This is a genomic window from Achromobacter pestifer, from assembly GCF_013267355.1.
GTDB classification, from domain to species: Bacteria; Pseudomonadota; Gammaproteobacteria; order Burkholderiales; family Burkholderiaceae_B; genus Achromobacter; species Achromobacter pestifer_A.
In genome coordinates, this window is the sequence record NZ_CP053985.1 from 1632173 (window position 1) to 1652879 (window position 20707).

The following is a 20707-nucleotide window of genomic DNA, read 5'->3' on the forward strand; positions in this document are numbered from 1 at the left end:
TCCAATGGCCCGGCTACGTTCGCTGCTGTACTTCCTGTTCCTGGCCATCACGGTCATCCCCTATGCCTTCGCCTGCATATTGTGGGCGCCGCTGCCGCTGCACTGGCGCTACAAGCTGACCGTGGGCTGGCCGCGCCTGGCCATCTGGGGCGCGCGCTTCTTCTGCGGCATCCGCTGGCAGGTCAAGGGCTGGGAAAACCTGCCCGATGGTCCGGCGGTGCTACTGTCCAAGCACCAGTCGGCCTGGGAAACGCTGTTCTTCCCCGCCCACATGCCGCGCGAAGTCTGCTTCGTCTACAAGCGGGAGCTGCACATGGTGCCGTTCTTCGGCTGGGGCCTGGCGCTGCTGCGCATGATCCCGATCGACCGCGCCCGCGGCCGCGACGCCTTCGATCAGGTGGTCAAGCAAGGCCAGACCCGCCTGGACGAAGGCCGCTGGCCCCTGCTGTTCCCCGAGGGCACCCGCGTGGCGCCCGGCAAGACCGGCCGCTTCAAGATGGGCGGCGCGCTGCTGGCCTCGCGCACCGGCGCCGTCGTCATCCCGGTGGCGCACAATGCCGGCGAATGCTGGCGCCGCAACGCGTTCGTGAAGTATCCGGGCATGGTTACCGTCTCCATCGGTCCCGCGATAGAATCCAAGGGACTCTCCCCCGATGAACTGAACAAGAAGGTTCAGGACTGGATCGAAGGGGAAATGCAGCGTCTCAACCCAGAAAGGTATGGCCAGCACTGATCAGCTCGAACTCCTGTTCGACGTACAGCAGCACGGCGCGCCCGCAGGCGCGCTGCCGCTGAACGCCGCGCCGCAGCCTGCAACGCCGCCCGAGCCGGCCGCGCCCAAGGCGGCGCCACCCAAGCCCCTCTTCCCCGATCTGCCGCCGGCCGCCGCCCCGGCGGCCGAGCCGCTGCTGACGCTGTCGCCGAACGCGGCCTCGCGCGTCCCGACGCCCTGCCCCGACCCGTTGCCGCCCGGCGCGCGTTGGCGCGAGGTGCCGACTGAACAGCAGCCCATCGGCTTCGTGCTGCTGCGCTCGCGCCGCCGCAGCATCGGCTTCGTGATCACCGACGATGGCCTGCGCGTCACCGCCCCGAACTGGGTCACGCTGACGCAGGTCGACGACGCCGTGCGCGAGAAAGCGCGCTGGATCCTCGCCAAACTGCGCGAATGGCACGCCCGCAAGCAACAGCTGGCCATGGCGCACACGCGCTGGCAGCCGGGCGGTGAACTGCCCTACCTGGGCAAGCGCATCGTGATCGGCGTGGGCGGCGACAGCCGCCAGGCCAGCCTGTCCGGCGATGCCGACGCCCCGCAGGATGGCGACACCCTGTGGCTGGCGCTGCCGTCCTCGGCGGACCAGGGCCGCATCCGCGACTCCGCCCAAGCCTGGCTGCAGCAGCGCGCCGGCGCCTGGTTCGGCGCGCGCCTGGCCCACTTCCTGCAGATCAGCGGCCTGAAGATCCAACGCTGGCGCCTGTCCTCGGCCGCCACCCGCTGGGGCTCCTGCACCAGCGACGGCAACATCATGCTCAATTGGCGCCTGATCCATTTCGCGCCCGCCATCATCGACTACGTCATCGCGCACGAGCTTGCCCATTTGCGCGAAATGAACCACAGTCAGGACTTCTGGCGCGAAGTGGGGCAGATCCTGCCCGATTTCGAAGACGCCAAGAACATCCTGCGGCGTCACGACCCCGCATCCTTGCCTCAGTTCTGAGGCATCCTGGAGACAAGAAAATGTTGCTGCTGATTCCGGGCCCGGTCACGACCGACGCGCGGGTGAAGGCCGCCATGGCGCAAGACTATGCGCCCTGGGACAACGATTTCCGCCAGACCTACCGGCAGGTCTGTGATGGCGTGCTGCGCGCGGCGCAGGCGTCGCCCGACGAGCACGCCGCGCTGGCGCTGCCGGGCTGCGGCCACTTCGCGGTGGAAGCCGCGATCCGCAGCTTCATCCCCGCCGGCGGGCGCCTGCTGGCGCCCTCCACCGGCGCCTACGCCACCCGCCTGCAGAAGCTGGCCGGCGATGCCGGCCGCGTCGCCGTGCCGCTATCGGTGGGTGCCGCCGAGCGGATCGATCCCCTAGCGGTCGCCCAGGCACTGGAACAGGATCCCACGCTCACGCACCTGGCGCTGGTCTACAGCGAAACCGGCAGCGGCATCTGCCATGACGTGCCTGAACTCGCGCGCATCGCGCACGGCCTCGGCCGCCGCGTCATCGTCGACGCCGTGTCCGCGTTCGGCGCGCTGCCCCTGGAGCTGCGCGCCCTGCCCGCCGTGGAAGCCGTGATCGTGACGGCCAACAAGTGCCTGGAAGGCATGCCCGGCGCGGCCTTCGTGGTGGCCCGGCGCGACAGCCTGGAAGCCGCGCGCGGCGTCGCCGGCAGTTGGTCGCTGGACCTGGCCGACATCTACCAGCAAAGCCTGCAGCCCAACGCCGGCCCGCGCTTCACGCCGCCCGCGCCCACGCTGGCGGCGCTGGCCGTGGCGCTGGAGCTGCACCACGAAGAAGGCCGCGAGGCCCGCCTGGCGCGCTACACCGCCAATATGCACACGCTATATGATGGCGTCAGGGAGTTGGGCCTCGCGCCCTACCTGACGCCCGCGCTACAGGGTCCCATCGTCGTCAACGTCCGCGCCCCGGACGCGCCGACCTGGAACCTGCAATTGTTCGTGGACGCCCTCAAGCGCCGCGGCTACGTGCTCAGCAACTTCTACAACACCGAACAACCTTCGTTCCGGGTCGGCTGCATTGGCGCCTTCGGGCCTGACCAGATGCGGCAGGCAGTCGACGCCATGGGCGGCGCGCTGCGCGACATCGGCATCAACCGGGAAGCCGCCGGCAGCGGCGGATTCTTCCCGCTTCCTCTCACCGCTTAAGGAAAACATCCCATGCGTATGCTCCACACCATGCTGCGAGTCGGCAACCTCGACAAGTCCATCGACTTCTACACCAACGTGCTCGGCATGCGTGTCCTGCGCCGCAACGACTACCCCGAGGGCAAGTTCACGCTGGCCTTCGTCGGCTACCAGGACGAAACCGAAGGCGCCGTCATCGAACTGACCCACAACTGGGACACGGACAAATACGACCTGGGCACCGGCTACGGCCACATCGCCCTGGAAGTGGACAACGCCTACGAAGCCTGTGACAAGGTCAAGGAAAAAGGCGGCAAGGTCACGCGCGAAGCCGGCCCGATGAAGCACGGCAAGACGGTCATCGCCTTTGTCGAGGATCCCGACGGCTACAAGATCGAGTTCATCCAGAAAAAGGGCCGCCAGGACTGAGTCCCGCGCGACTGAAGCCAGGAAGACACTCCCATGATCCACAGCATCCTGAAAATGGGCGATCCGCGCCTGCTGCGCGTCGCCGCGCCCGTGGAGCGCTACGACACGCCCGAGCTGCACGCGCTGATCGACGACATGTTCGAAACCATGGCCGCCGCGCAAGGGGTGGGCCTGGCCGCGCCGCAGATCGGCGTGGACCTGCAGCTGGTGATCTTCGGTTTCGACCGCAACGAGCGCTATCCGGACGCGCCCGCCGTGCCGCAGACCATCCTGTGCAATCCCGTCATCACGCCGCTGTCCGATGACATGGAAGACGGCTGGGAAGGCTGCCTGTCGGTGCCGGGCCTGCGTGGCCTGGTGCCGCGCTACCGCCGCATCCGCTACAGCGGACGCGACCCCTACGGCCAGCTCATCGAGCGCGAGGCCGAGGGCTTTCACGCCCGGGTGGTGCAGCATGAATGCGATCACCTGATAGGCCGGCTCTACCCGTCGCGCATCCAGGACTTCAGCAAGTTCGGGTTCACGGAAATCCTGTTCCCGGACATGGATCCGAATCAGGACGACTAGGGCCTCGCTCCCGCCTTGCGGGAGCTTGCGCCTTTTTTCTAGGCATCCCCCGAGTCCGCCGCGGCCGCCTTGGCGGCCTGCGGCGACAGTTCCTCGGGCGCGAAGTCGTCCACCTGCAACACCCGCGACACCAGGGCTTCGGCCTCTTCCAACTCGGCCGCCTGCGCGTCGGTGATGGCGCCGCGCAGGTGGGCTTCGCGCCAATCGCGCACGCCGGACTGGCGCAGACGGTCGCGCAGCGGCTGCACCGCGTCCGCCAGCGCGAAGGCGCGGGTCAGAAGACCCACCGGATCGTCGCCTGCGGCGCCGGCCTCGCGATGCAGGTCGGCCGCCAGGCGTACATGGGTGGGCGAAGGCTTGAGCAGCAGTTCCGCGCATTCCCGGGTCAGGGCATCCCCTGGCCCCTTGGCCAGCCGCAGCGGCAGGATGGCGGCGCGCAGCCCCCATGACAGCACGCGGCCCGGCAGGTTGCGCAAGACCTGGTCCATGCTTTTCTCGATGCTGGCGCAGCCCTGCTCCATGCACCAATGCACCAGCGGCAGGTCGTCGTGCTTGCGGCCCTCGTCTTCCCAGCGCTTGAGCACCGCCGACAGCAGGTACAGCTCGGACAGGATGTCGCCCAGGCGCGCGGAGATCATTTCGCGCCGTTTCAGGCCGCCGCCCAGCTGCGCCAGCGTGGCGTCGGCCAGCAGCGCGAAACCCGAGGCGTAGCGGCCCAGCCGCCGGTAGTGCCCGGCCACGGGCCCGGACGACGGCGCGGGCGCCAGCATCCCGCCGGTCCAGGCGCGGCCGATGGCGCGCAGCGCGTTGATACCCGTGTGGCGCAGATGGCGCCAGAACACGTCGTGGAAGACCTCCATGCCGCGGTCTTCGTCGGGATTGCCCAGCGCCAGGATTTCCGGCATCAGGTAAGGATGGGCGCGGATCGCGCCCTGGCCGAAGATGATCAGGTTGCGCGTCAGGATGTTGGCGCCCTCGACCGTGATGGCGATGGGCACGGCGCGGTACAGCGCGCCCAGATAATTGCTGGGGCCGTCGATGACGGCGCGGCCGGCATGGATGTCCATCGCGTCGTTGACCGAGCCGCGCATGCGCTCGGTGGCGTGGTACTTCATGATGCCGGAGACGACCGCTGGCTTGACGCCCAGGTTCAGCGCCGCGCAGGTCAGCCGCCTGGCGGCCTCCACCAGATAGGCATTGCCTGCCAGCCGCGCCAGCCCTTCCTGCACGCCTTCGAACTTGCCGATGGGAATGCCGAACTGTTCGCGCACGCGGGCATACATACCCGTGGTATGCGCGCACATCGCGGCGGCTGCGGCCGACAGCGACGGCAGGGAGATGCCCCGCCCTGCCGCCAGCGCGCTCATCAGCATCTGCCAGCCGTGTCCGGCGCGCTCGGCGCCGCCGATCAGCGCGTCCAGCGGCACGAACACGTCGCGTCCGCGGTTAGGGCCGTTCTGGAAGACCTGCATGGCGGGCAGGTGGCGGCGCCCGATCTCCACGCCGGGCGCTTCGGTCGGCACCAGGGCGACCGATATGCCGATGTCCTTGGGGCCGCCCAGGATGCCGTCGGGATCAGACAGCTTGAAAGCCAGGCCCAGCACCGTCGCCACCGGCCCCAGCGTGATGTAGCGCTTGTGCCAGTTCAGCCGGATGCCGATCAATTCGCGCCCGTCCACCACCTGGCGGCAGACCACGCCGGTATCCACCATGGACGCGGCGTCCGAGCCGGCCTCGGGGCTGGTCAGGCCGAAGCATGGCACTTCGCGCCCGTCCGCCAGCCGCGGCAGCCAATAGTCGCGCTGCGCCGGCGTGCCGAACTGCATCAGCAATTCGCCGGGGCCCAGCGAGTTGGGCACCATGACGGTGACGCCCGCGGTAATGGAATAGGCCGAGATGCGCCGCACGACTTCGGAGTGCGCATAGGGCGAAAAGCCCAGGCCGCCGTAGCGCCGCGGAATGATCATGCCGAAGAAGCGTTCGGCCTTCAGGAAATCCCATACTTCCGGCGGCAGATCGCGGCGGTTCCAGGTGATGTCCCATTCGTCCAGCATGGCGCAGAGCCGGGCCAGCGGACCGTCGATGAAGCGCTGCTCGTCCGCCGTCAGCGTGGCCGCCGGCACGTCCAGCAGCTTGCGCCAGTCGGGATTGCCGGTGAACAGGTCCGCGTCCCACCAGGTGTCTCCGGCCTCGATGGCCTCGCGCTCCGTCGCCGACATGGCCGGCAGCGCATTGCGCGCCCAGCGGTAAGCGGGTTCCGAGATGCGGCGCCGGCGCCATGCATTGAAGTCCATGAGTTTTCCTCACTGTTATGGCCCCAGGCCCCAGGGCGTATCAGGTCAAAGTACCAGAATTGGCGGCGCCGGGCCAAGCTGCGGCCTGCCGACTCTGCGACAATGGGCCTCGGCGCGCAGCGCGCAATCCATCGCTATCCGGGCAGTCTCCGCATGCTGAACAAACTCTGGCTGGGCTTTTTCCTTACCGCGGCCGCGGCGGCGCTGTACCGCTGGCTGGTCATCGGCGACCCCGAAGTCTTCCGCCTGATGGTGGCCAGCCTGTTCGACATGGCCCGCGTGTCGGTGGAAGTGATGGTGCTGCTGTTCGGCACGCTGACGCTGTGGCTGGGCTTTCTGCGCATCGCCGAGGGCGCCGGGCTGGTGGAAAAGCTGGCGCGCCTGCTGGGTCCGCTGTTCGCGCGCCTGATGCCCGGGGTGCCGCGCAACCATCCGGCCATCGGCTTGATCACGCTGAACTTCGCCGCCAACGGCCTGGGGCTGGACAATGCCGCCACTCCCATCGGGCTGCGCGCCATGCGCGAATTGCAGTCGCTGAATCCCACCCCCGAAACCGCCAGCAATGCGCAGATCCTGTTCCTGGTGCTGAACGCGTCGTCGCTGACCTTGCTGCCGGTCACGCTATTCATGTTCCGCGCGCAGCAGGGCGCTCCAGATCCTACGCTGGTGTTCCTGCCCATTTTGCTGGCCACCAGCGCCTCGACCCTGGCCGGTTTCCTGGCCGTGGCGGCCTGCCAGCGCCTGCGCCTGATCGATCCGGTCGTGATGTTGTGGCTGGGCGGCGCGGCGCTGCTGATGGGCGGATTCATGGCGCTGCTGGCCAGCATGTCGGCCGCCGCCATCGCCTCGCTGTCGTCGCTGATGGGCAACTTGGCCCTGTTCGGCATCCTCCTGGCCTTCCTGATCGTAGGCGCCTGGAAGAAGGTTCCTGTCTACGAGACCTTCATCGAAGGCGCCAAGGAAGGCTTCGACATCGCCAAGAGCCTGCTGCCCTATCTGGTCGCGATGCTGTGCGCGGTGGGGGTGCTGCGCGCATCGGGCGCGCTGGATTTTCTGCTCGACGGCATCCGCTGGCTGGCGGTGCAGGCGGGCTGGGACACGCGTTTCGTGGACGCCCTGCCCACCGCCCTGGTCAAGCCCTTCTCGGGCAGCGCGGCGCGCGCCATGATGCTGGAAACCATGACGCATTTCGGCGTGGACAGCTTCCCCGCGCTGCTGGCCGCGGTGGTCCAGGGCAGCACCGAAACCACCTTCTACGTGCTGGCGGTGTACTTCGGATCGGTAGGCATACTGCGGGCGCGCCACGCGGTGGGCTGCGCCCTGATCGCCGATCTGGCCGGCGTGCTGGCGGCCATCGGCGTGTGCTACTGGTTCTTCGGCTGAGACCCGCCGGGGCTGGCAGGGAGCGCCGGCATGGCGCCCCCGCCCCGCCGCATCAATCCACCAGCAGGATCTTCATGCCGTTGGTGCCGCCGCTGTCGCGGTAGAAGTCACCCTTGGTCAGGATCACCCAATCGCCGGTCTGCACCAGGTTGCGCTTGCGCAGTTCATCGATGGCGGCGTTGCTCAGGTCGGCCGGCTCGTAGTCCGACGGCGCGAACGGAATCGTGTAGACGCCGCGGAACATGGCCACCCGGTTCTGCGTGGCGCTGTGCGGGCTGTAGCAGTAGATCGGCACGCCCGAGCGGATGCGCGACATGATCAGCGGCGTATGGCCGCTTTCGGTCAGCGAGATGATGGCCTTGACGCCGGGGAAATGGTTGGCCGCATACATGGCCGCCAGCGCGATGGTCTCGTCGCAGCGCGTGAAGGTCTCGCCCAGGCGGTGATGCGACTTGGTGGACGTGGGATGCTTTTCCGCGCCCAGGCAGACGCGGGCCATGGCCTGCACGGTTTCCACGGGATATTGCCCCGATGCGCTTTCCGCGGACAGCATGACGGCGTCGGTGTAGTCCAGCACCGCGTTGGCCACATCGGACACTTCGGCGCGCGTGGGCATGGGGCTGGAGATCATGGACTCCATCATCTGCGTCGCGGTGATGACGACCTTGTTCAGGGTGCGCGCGTGCTGGATGATGCGCTTCTGGATGCCCACCAGTTCGGCATCGCCCACTTCCACGCCCAGGTCGCCGCGCGCCACCATCACGCCATCGCTGGCGCGGATCAGCGCGTCCAGCGCCTCGTCGTCGGCCACGGCTTCGGCGCGCTCGATCTTGGCGATGATCCAGGCCTGGCTGCCGGCGGCCGCCAGCAGCGTGCGCGCCTCGTCGATGTCGCTGCCGTAACGCGGAAACGACACCGCCACGTACTCCAGATTCATTTCCGCGGCCAGCTTGATGTCGACGCGGTCCTTGTCGGTCAGGCTGGGCGCGGACAGGCCGCCGCCGCGGCGGTTGATGCCCTTGTTGTTCGACAGCGGACCGCCCACGGTCACGGTGGTGTGGACTTCGTCGCCTTCGACGCGGTCCACCACCAGCACCACGCGGCCATCATCCAGCAGCAGCTCGTCGCCGACGCGGCAGTCCTGCACCAGCTCGGGGTAATCGATGCCGACGATGCTGGCCGTGCCGGCCTCCTTGGGGTGCACGCGCGACAGCGTGAACGGCTGGCCGACCTGCAACTGCACCAGCTTGTCGGTGAAGCGCGCGATGCGGATCTTGGGGCCTTGCAGATCGCCCATGATGGCGACGAAACGCCCCTGCCTGGCGGCGATCTCGCGCACCATGCGGGCGCGTTCGCGATGGTCGTCCGCACTGCCATGCGAGAAGTTCAGGCGGGCCACGTCCAGGCCCGCGCGGATCAGCGCTTCAATGCGTTCAGGCGTCGAAGTCGAAGGTCCCAGGGTGGCGACAATTTTGGTGCGGCGCAATACGGGCATGGCGATCCACTCTCGCTAAAACAACAAAAACGCTATGGTACGCCGGCCGCGCCCGCGCAGGTATCATGGGCATCACCTCAACCAAAAAACGAGCTCGACTGAACCCGTGAAAATCGTCATCGCCCCCGACTCTTTCAAAGAAAGCGTGTCCGCGCCCGATGCCGCGGCAGCCATTGCGCGCGGCGTGAAAGCCGTGGTTCCCGGCGCCCACACGGTATGCATTCCGATGGCCGACGGCGGCGAAGGCACGGTCGAAGCCGTGCTCGCGGCGACCGGCGGCAAGGAATGCCAGCTCACGGTGAACGATGCGTTGGGCTACAAGGTCGACGCCGTGTGGGGGCTGCTGGAAGACGGCACGGCGGTGATCGAAATGGCCGCGGCGGCGGGCCTGGAACTGATCGCCCCTGCCAAGCGCGATCCGATGCGCGCCAGCAGCCACGGCGTGGGCGAACTGATGCTGGCCGCCCTGAACGCGGGCGCCAAACGCATCATCCTGGGCCTCGGCGGATCGGCCACCAACGACGCGGGCGCCGGCATGCTGACGGCCCTGGGCGTGCGTCTGCTGGACGCGGACGGCCGCAGCCTGCCGCCTGGCGGCGGCGCGCTGGGCAAGCTGGTCAGCATCGATACCCACGGCCTGGATCCGCGCCTGGCCGAGATCCGCATCGACATCGCCTCCGACGTGGACAACCCCCTGTGCGGCCCACAGGGCGCTTCGCACGTGTTCGGCCCGCAAAAAGGCGCAACGCCCGAACAAGTGCTGGCGCTGGACCAGATGCTGACGAATTTCGCCGATGTGTGCGCCAGGCACCTGGGGGCCGACCACCGCGATCACCCCGGCGCGGGCGCGGCAGGCGGCTTGGGATTCGCGGCCAAGGCCTTCCTCAACGCGCAATTCCGGCCCGGCGTGGAGATCGTGGCGGAACTGGGCGGCCTGGCCCAGGCGGTCGAGGGCGCGGCCCTGGTGTTCACCGGCGAAGGGCGCATGGACGCGCAGACCCTGCGCGGCAAGACCCCAGCCGGCGTGGCGAAAATCGCGCAGCGCGCCGGCGTGCCCGTGGTGGCGCTGGCCGGCTCGCTCGGCGAAGGCTACGAAGCGCTGCACGGCTGCGGCATCAGCGCCGCGTTCAGTCTGGCGCCCGGCCCCATCACGCTGCAGCAGGCGCTCACCGACGCAGAAAAACTGCTGGCCGACCGTGCCCGCGACGTCATGCAACTCTGGATGACCGCGCAGAAACGCATGTTGTAGGAACCTAAATGAAAGAAGCCCGCTTGCGCGGGCTTCTTTCATTTTGCGGGTCCAGCTTCACTGGGCTTGCAGCACTCCGGCCGCCACCAGCGCATCCGCGAGGCGCATGTACCGGTCCACCGAAATATCCTCGGCGCGCGCCGTGGGCGCGATGTCCAGCGCTTCCCAGGGCACCTGCGCGGCCCAGTCCGCCAGCACCCGGCGCAGCATCTTGCGGCGCTGCGAAAACGCGCGCGCAACCACCGTTTCGAAGGCGCGCTCGCTGACCGGACGCAGGCGATCAGCCGGCAAGGGCACCATGCGCACGATCGCCGACACCACCTTGGGCGGCGGATCGAAGGCTTCCGGCGGCACGTCGAACAACTTGTGCATGCGGTAGCGCGATTGCAGCATTACCGAGAGGCGGCTGAAGTCGCCCGACCCCGGTTGCGCGACCATGCGGTCGATCACTTCCCGCTGCAGCATGAAATGCTGGTCGCGGACGTGGTCGGCCCAGCCCATCAGGTGGAACAGCAGCGGGCTGGAAATGTTGTAGGGCAGGTTGCCCACCACACGCAGCGCCGGTCCGAATTGGGAAAAATCCACGGTCAAGGCATCGGCCTCGACCACGGTCAGGCGGCTGGCGTCGAACTGCTTGCGCAGGCGCGCCGCCAGGTCGCGGTCGATCTCGACCGCCGTCAGGTGATCCAGGCGTTCGAGCAACGGCCGGGTAAGCGCGGACAAGCCTGGGCCGATTTCGACCACGGTATCGTCGCGGGCGGGCGAAACCGCCCGGACGATGGACTCGACGACGCTCTCGTCGGTCAGGAAGTTCTGGCCAAAGCGCTTGCGCGCCTGGTGCTGGGACATGTAAAGCCTGTAGTGCGTTTAGCGGTTGTTCTGCTGGATCTTCTGCTGCTTTTCCAGGCGATTGTCGATATACGCCTGAGCTCGCAGCTGCTCGAGCCAATCTTCGAAAGCCGGCTGGGCGCGGCGTTCGAACAGGATCTGACGGGCCTTCATGCGGGCCATGTCGTCGGTGGCGTCATGCTGGCGGCGTTCTTCCACTTCGATCAGGTGCCAGCCGAAAGGCGATTGAACCGGTTGGCTGATTTCGCCCGGCTTCAAAGCGTTCATGGCGGCCTCGAACGGCGGCACGGTTTCGCCTGGGTTCAGCCAGCCCAATTCGCCGCCTTGCGGAGCGGTCGCGTCCTGCGAATACTGCCGCGCCATGTCCTCGAACTTGGCACCGCCGCTCACCAGGCGCTGGCGCACCTGCTCCAGGCGCTGGCGCGCCAATTCGTCGCTCATGACGGTGGAGGTCTTGATCAGGATGTGGCGCGCGCGGGTCTGCATCACTTCCACCGGACCTTGGTGCGCAGGTGCCTGCGCGGGCGCGGCGGCGGGCTGCGGCGCCTGGGCCGGCGCCGGGGCGCGGGCGGTGCGGGCGGGCGCCGGCTGGGCGGTGCCCCGGTCCATCACCTTGATGATGTGGAAACCATTGCCGCTCTGGATCAGGCTGCTGACCTGGCCTTTCTGCAAGTTGCCGACAGCCTTCACGAACAGGTCGGGCCAGCCGTCCAGCGGACGCACGCCCATGACGCCGCCCTGCAGGGCTTCCGGGCCGTCCGAGGCCGCGGCGGCCAGGCTGGCGAAGTCGTCGCCACGCTTGGCTTGCGCCAGCAGGCCTTCGGCCTTCTTGCGCAGCGCCGCCAATTGCTCGGGCGACGAACCCTCGGGCACGCGCACCAGGATCTGGGCCAGGGCGTAGAGCATCGGCCCCGAAGGCGCTGCCGCCTGCTGGGGTTCGGGCTGTTGCTGGGCCTGCGGTTGGGCCTGCGGTTGCGGGGCCGCTTGCGGGGCCGCGCCGAACGCCGGATTGCGGCGCTGATCCTTCAGGAAAGCATCGACTTCGGCATCCGAAATCACAATGGTGGAATCCACCGCGCGCTGGCGCAGGCGATCCGTGCGGATCTCGTCGCGCAGCGCCTTGCGGTAGCCATCCCAGTTCGTGCCGGATTTTTCGATCTCCTGGCGCAACTGGGCCACGGTGATCTTGTTGCGGCTGGCGATGGTCTGAATCGCCTGATCGATTTGCGCGTCGTCCACGCGTATGCCCAGGCGATCAGCCTCATGGCGCTGCACGCGTTCCATGATGAGGCGTTGCAGCACCTGGTGCTGCAGGGTCTGGTCGTCCGGCACCTGGATGCCGCGAGTCTTCAACTCACCCGAAATACGCAAGGACGCGTCACGCAGCTCGCGCAGCGTGATCACGTCCTTGTCCACCACGGCGGCAATCCCGTCGACGAACTGCTCGCGCTGCGGCGCGGGCGCGGCGCTCTTCTGCGCGGTGGAATTCGGCTTGGCGCCATTGGTCGGCGCCTTGCCACCCTGTTCGGCCGCATGGGCCACGGGCAAGCCGGCGCACACGGCCAGCAGCAGCGCATTGCCGGAGAGGCGGCGCAAAGAGTGCAACCTACGCATCATTCATACCTTTCAAATGTGGTCCCGGTGGGCACTGGCGGCGTAACGCGCGAGTAGCCGGGGATACTTCTGTTCAGCAGGTTCATCGGGTCGGTTCCCAGGGAACCCAGGCCCGTCAGCTCAAGCTGGAAGAACAGTGCCGAGTTGGCGTCCGTGGCGGAGACCGCGTATCGCTGGTAGACCACGCGGCCCACCCAGCAGCAATCTCCCTTGTACTCCAGGCCGGCGATCGCCTGCGTGACGCGGGGCGAATCCGTCGTGTCGGCCAGCGTGCTGGAGGGACCACTACGCAGCGAATAATCCACCCGTCCCACGCCATACCAACGCTTGGAGAACGGCCATTGCACCGCAAGGCTCACCTGGTTCTGCCCCTGCGCCTGATACTGAACGCCGGGTTGAGGATCGCGCTGGTAGCGGTACGACACCGCCACCGTCGTCAAACGTTGCGGCGTCCAGCGCGCGCTGATCAATCCGCGCGACCAGTTGTTGTCGTAGGGATTGTATTGCGCGGCGACATCGGTGCTGAGCGTGTCGGTCAGGGCCGCGCTGGCGCCCACGAGGAAGTCCGAGCGTACGTTTTCGCGGGGAATCTCGCCGGGCAGCGTCACCTTCTGGTCTGCAAAGTACAGCCGTTGCGCAACAGCGAGCGACATCCGCTCAAAACCGGTGTTGGCATCCAGCCAGCGCGTCGTCAACGCCGCGGTCAGCTGGTTCGCATTCGCGATGCGGTCCCAGCCGCCAGAATAAATATTCTCTTCGAACGCCTGCGAAAAGCTGAAATCCGCCAGCGATGTGTCATATACAGGTATCTTCGACTGGTCGCGGTACGGCACATACAGGTAGTACAGGCGCGGTTCCAGGGTTTGGATGGACGCCTTGCCGAAGAGCGAGGTATCGCGCTCGAAAACCAAGCCGGAGTCCACCGACATGATCGGCACCGTCCGAGATTGAGACCGTGGATACCCAAACGAAGTACCCGCATCCGCAGTCCCGCTGTTCAAGCGCAGCCAATCCTTACCGTACCAGCTGGTCTGGTATTGCGTGTAGTTCACGCCTACCTTTGGCACGATAAACCAGCCCGGTTTCACGATCGGATATGAAACCGTCGGGTACGTTTGCAGGCGATCGCCCTGAGGTCCCTGGCGTACGCCACCCACATTAGGAATGCTGAAGCGTACGGCGGTGGAAGTCCAATCGACGTCAAAACCGCCCCAGTCGTAGCGTGCGCCACGCAAATACAGCTCGGGTACCTTGTCGTACGGAGGAACCAACGGCGCATCGGGGTCCTGCAGCGTCTGGTACTTGTAGACCTGGACGTAGGTGCTCCAGTAGTCCGAAGCCCAACCCACGCGGCCGCGTTGCGGCAAGTAAGTAGTGGACGCCTGGTTCAGACCCAGCTGGGAGATATCGCGGAAATAGTTATCGTCCGAAACTTTGGCGACATCCCAATCTGCATAGAATCCATGCGAAAACGTCTGCTGGTGACGCCACAAGTACATCCAGCGGTCGCTGTCAGTGAGCTTGTCATTGGGCAGATAGGTGCCTACCACTGTGCCCGTATAACCTGGCCCAAGATAGCGGAACTCCCCGCCCAGCTGTACGCCGCGCTTGGAGAAGTAGCGCGGCTGTACGGTCAGATCGTAGTTCGGCGCCAGATTCAGGTAATACGGAATCGAAAAATCCAAGCCGCCCTGGCTGGTCGTGCCGTAGGTCGGCATCAGGAAACCCGACTTGCGCTCCTTCTTGACCGGGAAGGTCATGTAGGGCGATGCCAGGATGGGCACGTCCTTGAAATACAGCACGCCGCTGCGCGCCACGCCTTCGTTCTCGTCGAAGTCGATGTCGACGGTCTTGGCCTTGATGTACCAGGACGGTGTTTCGCATGCGCAGCCGCTATACGTCACCGTTTGCAACCGCATCTGCGACCGGCTGAAGATGTCCGCATGGTCGGCGACGGCAAAGCCGCCGTTGGCGCCCATCCAGAAATTGGGTTTTTCGATTTCGCCCGAGGACTTGTCGACGTTGAACTTGGCGCTCGGCCCGATCACCAAGGTGCCGTCGCGCATCATGCGCGCGCTGCCCTGTACGTCGACTTCGCCCGTGTCCTTGCGGTAGTTGATGCGGTCGCCCTTGATCACGCTGTCGATGCGGCGCACCTGGGCATTGCCGGTCAGGGTCAGGTCGGAATCCGGATCGCCATCAATGCTGTCCGCCTCCATGAAGGCGGGAATGCTGTCGTCCGGCAAGCGGTGCATCCGCAGGCCCGGCGAAGTGCGCAACACAGGAGTCGCCGAGGTCGACGACGCGGCGGGAACGCTGCCCTGGCTGCCTTGGGCCTGGACGGCTCCGGCGGCGACACTGACAGCAGAGAGGATCAACCATCGAACCTTGCGCACGAGTGAAAACAGCCCTTTTTGACGATGGTGGGAACGCGACACCGGCACCCACGGAGGGCCAATGCTAACGGAAACGAGCCGGTATTATAGAGAAGCCGCGCCATAGGCCCAGACTTATGTGCTCGGGACACAATTCTCAGCAATATTGCCTTTCTGACACGGATCTTCCTTGAAAAACGATTACGACCCCCGCCTGGAGCAGATCCGCAACTGGCTGGGCAGCCTGCCCGCCAGCCTGAACCTGGCCATTGACACGCTGCGCCCGGCGTCGGCCGACGCCAGCTTCCGCCGGTATTTCAGGCTGGACGCCGGCGAGCGCACCCTGATCGTCATGGACGCCCCGCCCGCCCACGAGGATTGCCGTCCCTTCCTGCATGTGGACCGCTTGCTGGCGGACGTGGGCCTGAACGTGCCCGCCGTGCTGGAACAGGATCTGGACCAGGGCCTGCTGCTGCTGTCCGACCTGGGCGAGCAGACCTATTACCAGCGCATCCAGGCGGGACTGCCGGACAGCGAGCTGCAGACCTTGTACCGCGAGGCCCTGGCCGCGCTGGTCCGCCTGCAGCAGGCGTCCACCGCCGGCCTGGGCACCTACGACACGGCCCGCCTGGCCGACGAACTCAAACTCTTCCCCGAGTGGTACGTGCAGAAGCATCACGGGGTGACGCTGGACGACAAGACCGCGAACGCGCTGGACAAGATCTTCGCGCTGCTGTCCACCAGCAATGGCGGGCAGGCCCAGGTGTTGGTGCACCGCGATTACCACTCGCCCAACCTGATGGTCTGCGACCAGCCGCAGTACGGCCCCAATCCGGGCATCATCGACTTCCAGGATGCGCTGGTCGGCCCCATCACCTACGACCTGGCCTCGCTGGTGACCGACGCCCGCACCACCTGGGAAGAACCCCAGCAGCTGGACTGGGCCATCCGTTACTGGGAAATGGCGCGGGCGGCGGGATTGCCGGTGGACTCGGATTTCGCCGAATTCCACCGCGCCTACGAATGGATGGGCCTGCAACGCAACCTGCGTATCCTGGGGGTCTTTGCCCGCCTGAATCACCGCGATGGCAAGGCGCATTACCTGGCCCACATTCCGCGCATGAACGGCTACGTGCGTCAGGTCGCCCAGCGCTACGGCGTCTTCACGCCGCTGCTGCGCCTGCTGGACCAGTTGGAGAATCGCCAGGTCAGCGTCGGGTACACCTTCTGATGCGGGCCATGATCCTTGCGGCGGGCCGCGGCGAACGCATGCGCCCGCTGACCGACCGCCTGCCCAAGCCCCTGCTTGCCGTGGGCGGCCAGCCGCTCATCGTCTGGCATCTGCGGCGGCTGGCGGCGGCCGGCATCCGCGACGTCGTCATCAACCACGCCTGGCTCGGCCACGAAATCGAACGGGCGCTGGGCGACGGCAGCGCGCAGGGCGTACGGATCCGCTATTCGGCCGAAGCCGTCGCGCTGGAAACCGCCGGCGGCATCGTCCAGGCACTGCCGCTGCTGGGCGACGAACCCTTCCTGGTCGTCAACGGCGACGTTTGGTGCGACTGGGATCCCGCCGCAGCGGCGGATCTGGCGCGCGGCGTCCCCGCAGGCGGCGCCTGGCTGCTGCTGGTGGACAACCCGCCCCAGCATCCCGCCGGCGATTTCCGCCTGGATACCGACGGCAGCGTCCATGCCCAGGGCGAACCTCGTTTGACCTTTGCGGGCATCGGCGTCTACCATCCCTCGTTGTTCGCCGACGTCCTCCGGGGCGCGGCGGCGCCCCTGGCGCCCTTGCTGCGGCAGGCCATGGCCCGCGACCTGGTGCGCGGCGCGCGCCACGAAGGCAAATGGACGGATGTCGGCACGCCGCAGCGGCTGGCGGACCTGGATGCGGAACTCAACGGACAGACCCGCTGATGTCCACATATTTCACAATATCAAGGTGCGCAACCAGGCTTGTCCGCGCACCCAACGGTCCCGGCTAACGGGGTATTCTCTAGCGCTTTGGCCTGCGCGCGCAGCGCGCCGGCAAGCAAATACACAGGAAGTTTTCTAGGAATGGGGATGTTTGGAAGATCGCAACGGGCTGTATTCAAGCCCTCCGTGTACCAGCCCGGCCAACGCACGCGCCGCATGCCGCGCTGGCTGGTCCTGCTGCTGGTGGGCATCGCCCTGGGCGCCGGCGGCGTGCTCTTCCTGCAGACCAACTACGGCCCGCAACGCCTGACGGTGGAGCAGTCCGAGCAGCTGCACAGCGAACTGAGCACCGCCAACCTGGAACGCCAGCGTCTGCAAAGCCAGCTCGAGGAAGCCACCCAGCAGCGCGACGCCAACAAGTCCGGCCACGAGAAACTGACGTCCGACCTGTCCGAGGCCCGCAGCAAGATCGACACGCTGAACAAGGAACTGGTGCTGTTCCAGGACGCCATGCCGGCCGATCCTCGCGGCGGCAACCTCGGCATCCGCTCGGCTACCTTCAAACGCGCGCCCGGCCTGCTGGATTACCAGGTGCTGGTCATGCGCGAAGACCGTCAGGGCGCGCCGTTCAAGGGCACGCTGACCTTCTCCATCGACGGCACCTACCCCAACGGCCGTGCCGCCACCGTCACGCCGGAAGGCCCCGCCCTGAACGTCGACCGTTACGACTATTCGCTGGGCCAGTTGAAGCTGCCCGACGGCTTCACGGCCAAGGTCGTGGTGCTGCGCGTGCTGGACGGCGCCCAGAAACAACAGGCGATGCGTATCTATTACGTGCGCAACTGATACGCCGCGCCATCCCGAAGACCCGCCCTGATCTGGCGGGTTTTTTTTGTCTTGCCAAAGTAGTTGCGCACACAACTTCTTGCGAATATAGTTGCGTGAACAACCAATATCTGGAGACAGCATGCCGCTACCCGCACACGTTCCCGTCCTGATCGCCGGCGGCGGCCCCGTCGGCCTGACGCTGGCCGCCCTGCTGGCCGAATACGGCATCGCCTCGCTGACGCTGGAGGCCGACGACGACTATTGCAGTGGCAGCCGCGCCATCTGCATCTCGCGGCGATCGCAGGAAATCATGGGCTGGGTCGGCGCCGACCGCCCCCTGATGGCTACCGGCCTGGCCTGGACCGGAGGCCGCAGCTACTACCGCAACAACGAGGTGCTGCATTTCGAGATGCCGCACGATCCGCTGCAGCGCTACGCGCCCATGGTCAACATCCAGCAGTATGCGGTCGAGGAATACGCCCACCAGGCCATGCAGCGCCATCCGGCACTGGCCGCGCTGCGCTGGTCCGCGCGGCTTGCCGGCCTGCGCACGGACGCGGACGGCGTCACCGCCGAAGTGGACGCCGAAGGCGGCCGCCAGACCGTGCGCGCCGATTGGCTGATCGCCTGCGACGGCGGCCGCAGCACCGTGCGTGAAGCCCTGGGCCTGAAGTTGGAAGGCATGCAGTACGAAGGACGTTACGTCATCGTCGACATCGAACAGGAGTCCAGCCGCCCCGTGGAACGCCTGGCCTGGTTCGATCCGCCGTCCAACCCCGGTTCCACCCTGCTCATGCACCGCCAACCCGGCAATGTCTGGCGGGTGGACTACCAGATCCGGGACGACGAGGACCCCGAAGAGGCGGTCAAGCCGGAAAACGTGCTGCCGCGCGTGCAGAGCCATCTGGACATGATCGGCGAGACCGCGCCCTGGAAGCCGTTGTGGATCTCCATCTACAACGCCAAGTGCCTGACTTTGGACAGCTACCGCCATGGACGCGTGCTGTTCGCCGGCGATGCCGCCCACCTGGTGCCGATCTTCGGCGTGCGGGGCCTGAACTCGGGACTGGACGACGCCGGCAACCTGGCCTGGAAGCTGGCCTGGGTGCTGCAAGGCCAAGCGCCCGACAGCCTGCTGGACAGTTACAGCGTGGAGCGCGTGCACGCCACCCGCCAGAACCTGGCCTATGGCGCCAAGAGCACCGAATTCATGGCCCCGCCAGACTTTGGCTTTCGCCTGATGCGCGAGGCCGCACTGCGCCTGGCGCTGACGGACGAGCGCGTGCGCCAGCTCATCAACCCGCGGCAGTCCGCGCCCATTTCCTACGACGCCTCGCCGCTGAACCTGGATGACGGCGCGCCGCAAGCCGGCGCCGCCGCCGCGCCCGGCCAGCCCGCGCCCGAAGCACTGCTGCAGGATGGCGGCGCGCCGCTGCATCTCAGCGCCTGCTTCGGGGCCGGCTTCGTGGCGCTGGCGCTGGACCCGGACGCCCGGTTGGCAGCCGAACTGGACGCGCTGGCCACCGCCACCCGCGATGCGATCCGGCCGCTGCGCGTGCTGAAAACGGGCAAGGACGCCCTGCAGGACCCGCACGGGCAACTGCGCCAGCACTACGGCGCGCAAGCCGGCAGCGTCTACCTGCTGCGGCCGGACGGCTACGTGCTGGGCCGCTGGATCGCCCCCGCGGCCGCGGCCCTGCGCGCCGCGCTCAAGCCCTACTACCCCTCGATCGCCCTGGATACGCCCAAGGAACAGCAAGCATGAACAACGAAGAACTGGACCAGGTCTATACCGCCATGGCGCAGGCCCTGACGCGTGTCGGCGAGGAGCAGGCGCCGCTCTTCCTGTCGATCCTGAGCCTGTCGCTGCTGGCCCGATTGAGCGATGCGCGCGACGCCGCCACGCTGCTGGCGCAGGCGGAAGCCGCCTGCCTGGCCAACGGCCCTGTGGCACACTATCCCGCCTCCGCCCCAGCCCGCCCAACGTGAACCCGCCCGCCCTCGAACGATTCCTGACCTACCGCCTGCACGTGCTCAACAAGATCACGGACAGGGACACGAATCGCGCCTATCTGGAAGACTGCGGCATTCCGCTAGGCGAGGCGCGCTGCCTGGCGGCCATCGGCCGCTACGCGCCGCTCTCGGTCAACGACCTGGCGCGCGCGGCCAATCTGAACAAGGGCCAGGCCAGCCGCTCGGCGCAGGCGCTGGTGGACCGCGGCCTGGTGGAAAAAACCATGTCTGCCTCCGACGGCCGCGGCGTGGTGCTGGCGCCGACCCAGGCCGGCCTGGCGCAATACCAGCGCGTCATCGACCTGATCGCCCAGCGCAACGAGGAAATCTTTGGCTGCCTCAGCGCCGACGAACAGCGACAGCTGGGCGACATGCTGGACCGCGTCATCGGCCATCTGCAGCCGGACGCGGACGGCGCGCAAGACCTGTTCCCGCCCGCGCCGCAAAAGAACGCGCCCTAAGCCTTGGGCGCGATTGCACCCAGTTGCGCCGCGGCCTCGTCCATGAACTGCGCCATGCGCACGTCCAGCTCGGTCACGCCGCCGGCATCATGCGTGGTCAAAGTCACGTCGACGCGGTTGTAGACGTTGGTCCATTCGGGGTGATGGTTCAGCTTCTCCGCGAACATGGCGACGCGCGCCATGAAGCCGAATGCCGTATTGAAATTGGGAAAACGGAAGCGCTTTTCGATGGCGTCGCGCGTCGCCACGGGCTGCCAGCCGGACAAGGCGGCCACGGCGGTATCGGTGCCGATGCGGGCGGGAGGGAACATGCTCATGACGGTCTCCAAAAAAAACAGGCGGCGGCGCGTTGCGCCAGCCGCCTTGGACACTGGGC

The 20707-nt window shown here is 67.0% G+C and carries 19 protein-coding genes; 13 read left to right on the forward strand and 6 right to left on the reverse strand.

Translation table 11 applies throughout. The features are described 5' to 3' along the window. Positions 1 to 4 precede the first annotated feature (4 nt). From FOC84_RS07980 to def, 5 genes are read left to right on the forward strand one after another with little or no spacing between them, the layout of a single operon-like run. Positions 5 to 733 (forward strand): lysophospholipid acyltransferase family protein, encoded by a 729-nt coding sequence (locus FOC84_RS07980; protein ID WP_173143956.1) that lies wholly within the window; start codon positions 5 to 7, stop codon positions 731 to 733. Next, a complete protein-coding gene (locus FOC84_RS07985; protein ID WP_173143957.1) occupies positions 720 to 1715 on the forward strand; it encodes a M48 family metallopeptidase in 996 nt (331 codons plus the stop codon). Before FOC84_RS07980 ends, FOC84_RS07985 begins: the two co-directional genes overlap by 14 nt. Before the next feature lie 20 nt (positions 1716 to 1735). Then, a complete protein-coding gene (locus FOC84_RS07990) occupies positions 1736 to 2878 on the forward strand; it encodes a 2-aminoethylphosphonate--pyruvate transaminase (RefSeq protein WP_173143958.1) in 1143 nt (380 codons plus the stop codon). Positions 2879 to 2890: 12 nt separating this feature from the next. After that, complete coding sequence (gene gloA, locus FOC84_RS07995) at positions 2891 to 3286, forward strand: lactoylglutathione lyase (protein WP_088138530.1); 396 nt, start codon at positions 2891 to 2893, stop codon at positions 3284 to 3286. A 33-nt stretch (positions 3287 to 3319) separates the two neighbouring features. Continuing rightward, positions 3320 to 3853 carry a peptide deformylase gene (gene def / locus FOC84_RS08000; RefSeq protein ID WP_173143959.1) on the forward strand — a complete coding sequence of 178 codons (534 nt, stop codon included), beginning with the start codon at positions 3320 to 3322 and terminating at the stop codon, positions 3851 to 3853. A 38-nt stretch (positions 3854 to 3891) separates the two neighbouring features. On the opposite strand, the gene FOC84_RS08005 is transcribed toward def, so the two are convergent. Continuing rightward, the gene (locus FOC84_RS08005) at positions 3892 to 6147 is read right to left on the reverse strand and encodes an acyl-CoA dehydrogenase (protein WP_173143960.1); all 2256 of its coding nucleotides are present in this window, start codon (positions 6145 to 6147) and stop codon (positions 3892 to 3894) included. Between the two features lie 153 nt (positions 6148 to 6300). Between FOC84_RS08005 and FOC84_RS08010 the strand changes: the two genes are divergently transcribed. After that, on the forward strand, positions 6301 to 7530 hold the full coding sequence (locus FOC84_RS08010; RefSeq protein WP_173143961.1) for a nucleoside recognition domain-containing protein: 1230 nt from the start codon (positions 6301 to 6303) through the stop codon (positions 7528 to 7530). A 52-nt stretch (positions 7531 to 7582) separates the two neighbouring features. Here FOC84_RS08010 and pyk read toward each other — a convergent pair whose 3' ends face one another. Beyond that, positions 7583 to 9025: a pyruvate kinase gene (gene pyk, locus FOC84_RS08015; RefSeq protein WP_173143962.1), complete on the reverse strand. Its 1443-nt coding sequence runs from the start codon at positions 9023 to 9025 to the stop codon at positions 7583 to 7585. A 106-nt stretch (positions 9026 to 9131) separates the two neighbouring features. Between pyk and FOC84_RS08020 the strand changes: the two genes are divergently transcribed. Then, complete coding sequence (locus FOC84_RS08020) at positions 9132 to 10274, forward strand: glycerate kinase (RefSeq protein WP_173143963.1); 1143 nt, start codon at positions 9132 to 9134, stop codon at positions 10272 to 10274. Between the two features lie 57 nt (positions 10275 to 10331). On the opposite strand, the gene rsmA is transcribed toward FOC84_RS08020, so the two are convergent. From rsmA to FOC84_RS08035, 3 genes are read right to left on the reverse strand one after another with little or no spacing between them, the layout of a single operon-like run. Then, positions 10332 to 11123 carry a 16S rRNA (adenine(1518)-N(6)/adenine(1519)-N(6))-dimethyltransferase RsmA gene (gene rsmA / locus FOC84_RS08025; RefSeq protein ID WP_173143964.1) on the reverse strand — a complete coding sequence of 264 codons (792 nt, stop codon included), beginning with the start codon at positions 11121 to 11123 and terminating at the stop codon, positions 10332 to 10334. An 18-nt stretch (positions 11124 to 11141) separates the two neighbouring features. Next, entirely contained in the window at positions 11142 to 12740 is a 1599-nt protein-coding gene (locus FOC84_RS08030; RefSeq protein WP_173143965.1) for a peptidylprolyl isomerase, read from the reverse strand. Next, the gene (locus FOC84_RS08035; RefSeq protein WP_173150010.1) at positions 12737 to 15133 is read right to left on the reverse strand and encodes an LPS-assembly protein LptD; all 2397 of its coding nucleotides are present in this window, start codon (positions 15131 to 15133) and stop codon (positions 12737 to 12739) included. Before FOC84_RS08035 ends, FOC84_RS08030 begins: the two co-directional genes overlap by 4 nt. 169 nt (positions 15134 to 15302) lie before the next feature. On the opposite strand from FOC84_RS08035, the gene FOC84_RS08040 reads away from it, so the two are divergent. The 6 genes from FOC84_RS08040 to FOC84_RS08065 all read left to right on the forward strand — a co-directional run bounded on the left by FOC84_RS08040 (position 15303) and on the right by FOC84_RS08065 (position 20331). Beyond that, positions 15303 to 16343, forward strand: a complete 1041-nt coding sequence (locus tag FOC84_RS08040) for an aminoglycoside phosphotransferase family protein (RefSeq protein ID WP_173143966.1) — start codon at positions 15303 to 15305, stop codon at positions 16341 to 16343. After that, positions 16343 to 17029, forward strand: a complete 687-nt coding sequence (gene murU / locus FOC84_RS08045; RefSeq protein WP_173143967.1) for an N-acetylmuramate alpha-1-phosphate uridylyltransferase MurU — start codon at positions 16343 to 16345, stop codon at positions 17027 to 17029. Before FOC84_RS08040 ends, murU begins: the two co-directional genes overlap by 1 nt. A gap of 147 nt (positions 17030 to 17176) precedes the next feature. Beyond that, a complete protein-coding gene (locus FOC84_RS08050; RefSeq protein ID WP_173143968.1) occupies positions 17177 to 17875 on the forward strand; it encodes a DUF6776 family protein in 699 nt (232 codons plus the stop codon). A gap of 121 nt (positions 17876 to 17996) precedes the next feature. Next, on the forward strand, positions 17997 to 19622 hold the full coding sequence (locus FOC84_RS08055; RefSeq protein ID WP_173143969.1) for an FAD-dependent monooxygenase: 1626 nt from the start codon (positions 17997 to 17999) through the stop codon (positions 19620 to 19622). Next, entirely contained in the window at positions 19619 to 19846 is a 228-nt protein-coding gene (locus FOC84_RS08060; RefSeq protein ID WP_173143970.1) for a hypothetical protein, read from the forward strand. The genes FOC84_RS08055 and FOC84_RS08060 overlap by 4 nt, the downstream gene beginning before the upstream one ends. Continuing rightward, the gene (locus FOC84_RS08065; protein WP_173143971.1) at positions 19843 to 20331 is read left to right on the forward strand and encodes a MarR family winged helix-turn-helix transcriptional regulator; all 489 of its coding nucleotides are present in this window, start codon (positions 19843 to 19845) and stop codon (positions 20329 to 20331) included. Before FOC84_RS08060 ends, FOC84_RS08065 begins: the two co-directional genes overlap by 4 nt. Here the strand turns inward: FOC84_RS08065 and FOC84_RS08070 are convergent. After that, complete coding sequence (locus FOC84_RS08070; protein ID WP_173143972.1) at positions 20328 to 20648, reverse strand: 4a-hydroxytetrahydrobiopterin dehydratase; 321 nt, start codon at positions 20646 to 20648, stop codon at positions 20328 to 20330. The two genes, FOC84_RS08065 and FOC84_RS08070, sit on opposite strands and share 4 nt — an antisense overlap. Positions 20649 to 20707 lie beyond the last annotated feature (59 nt).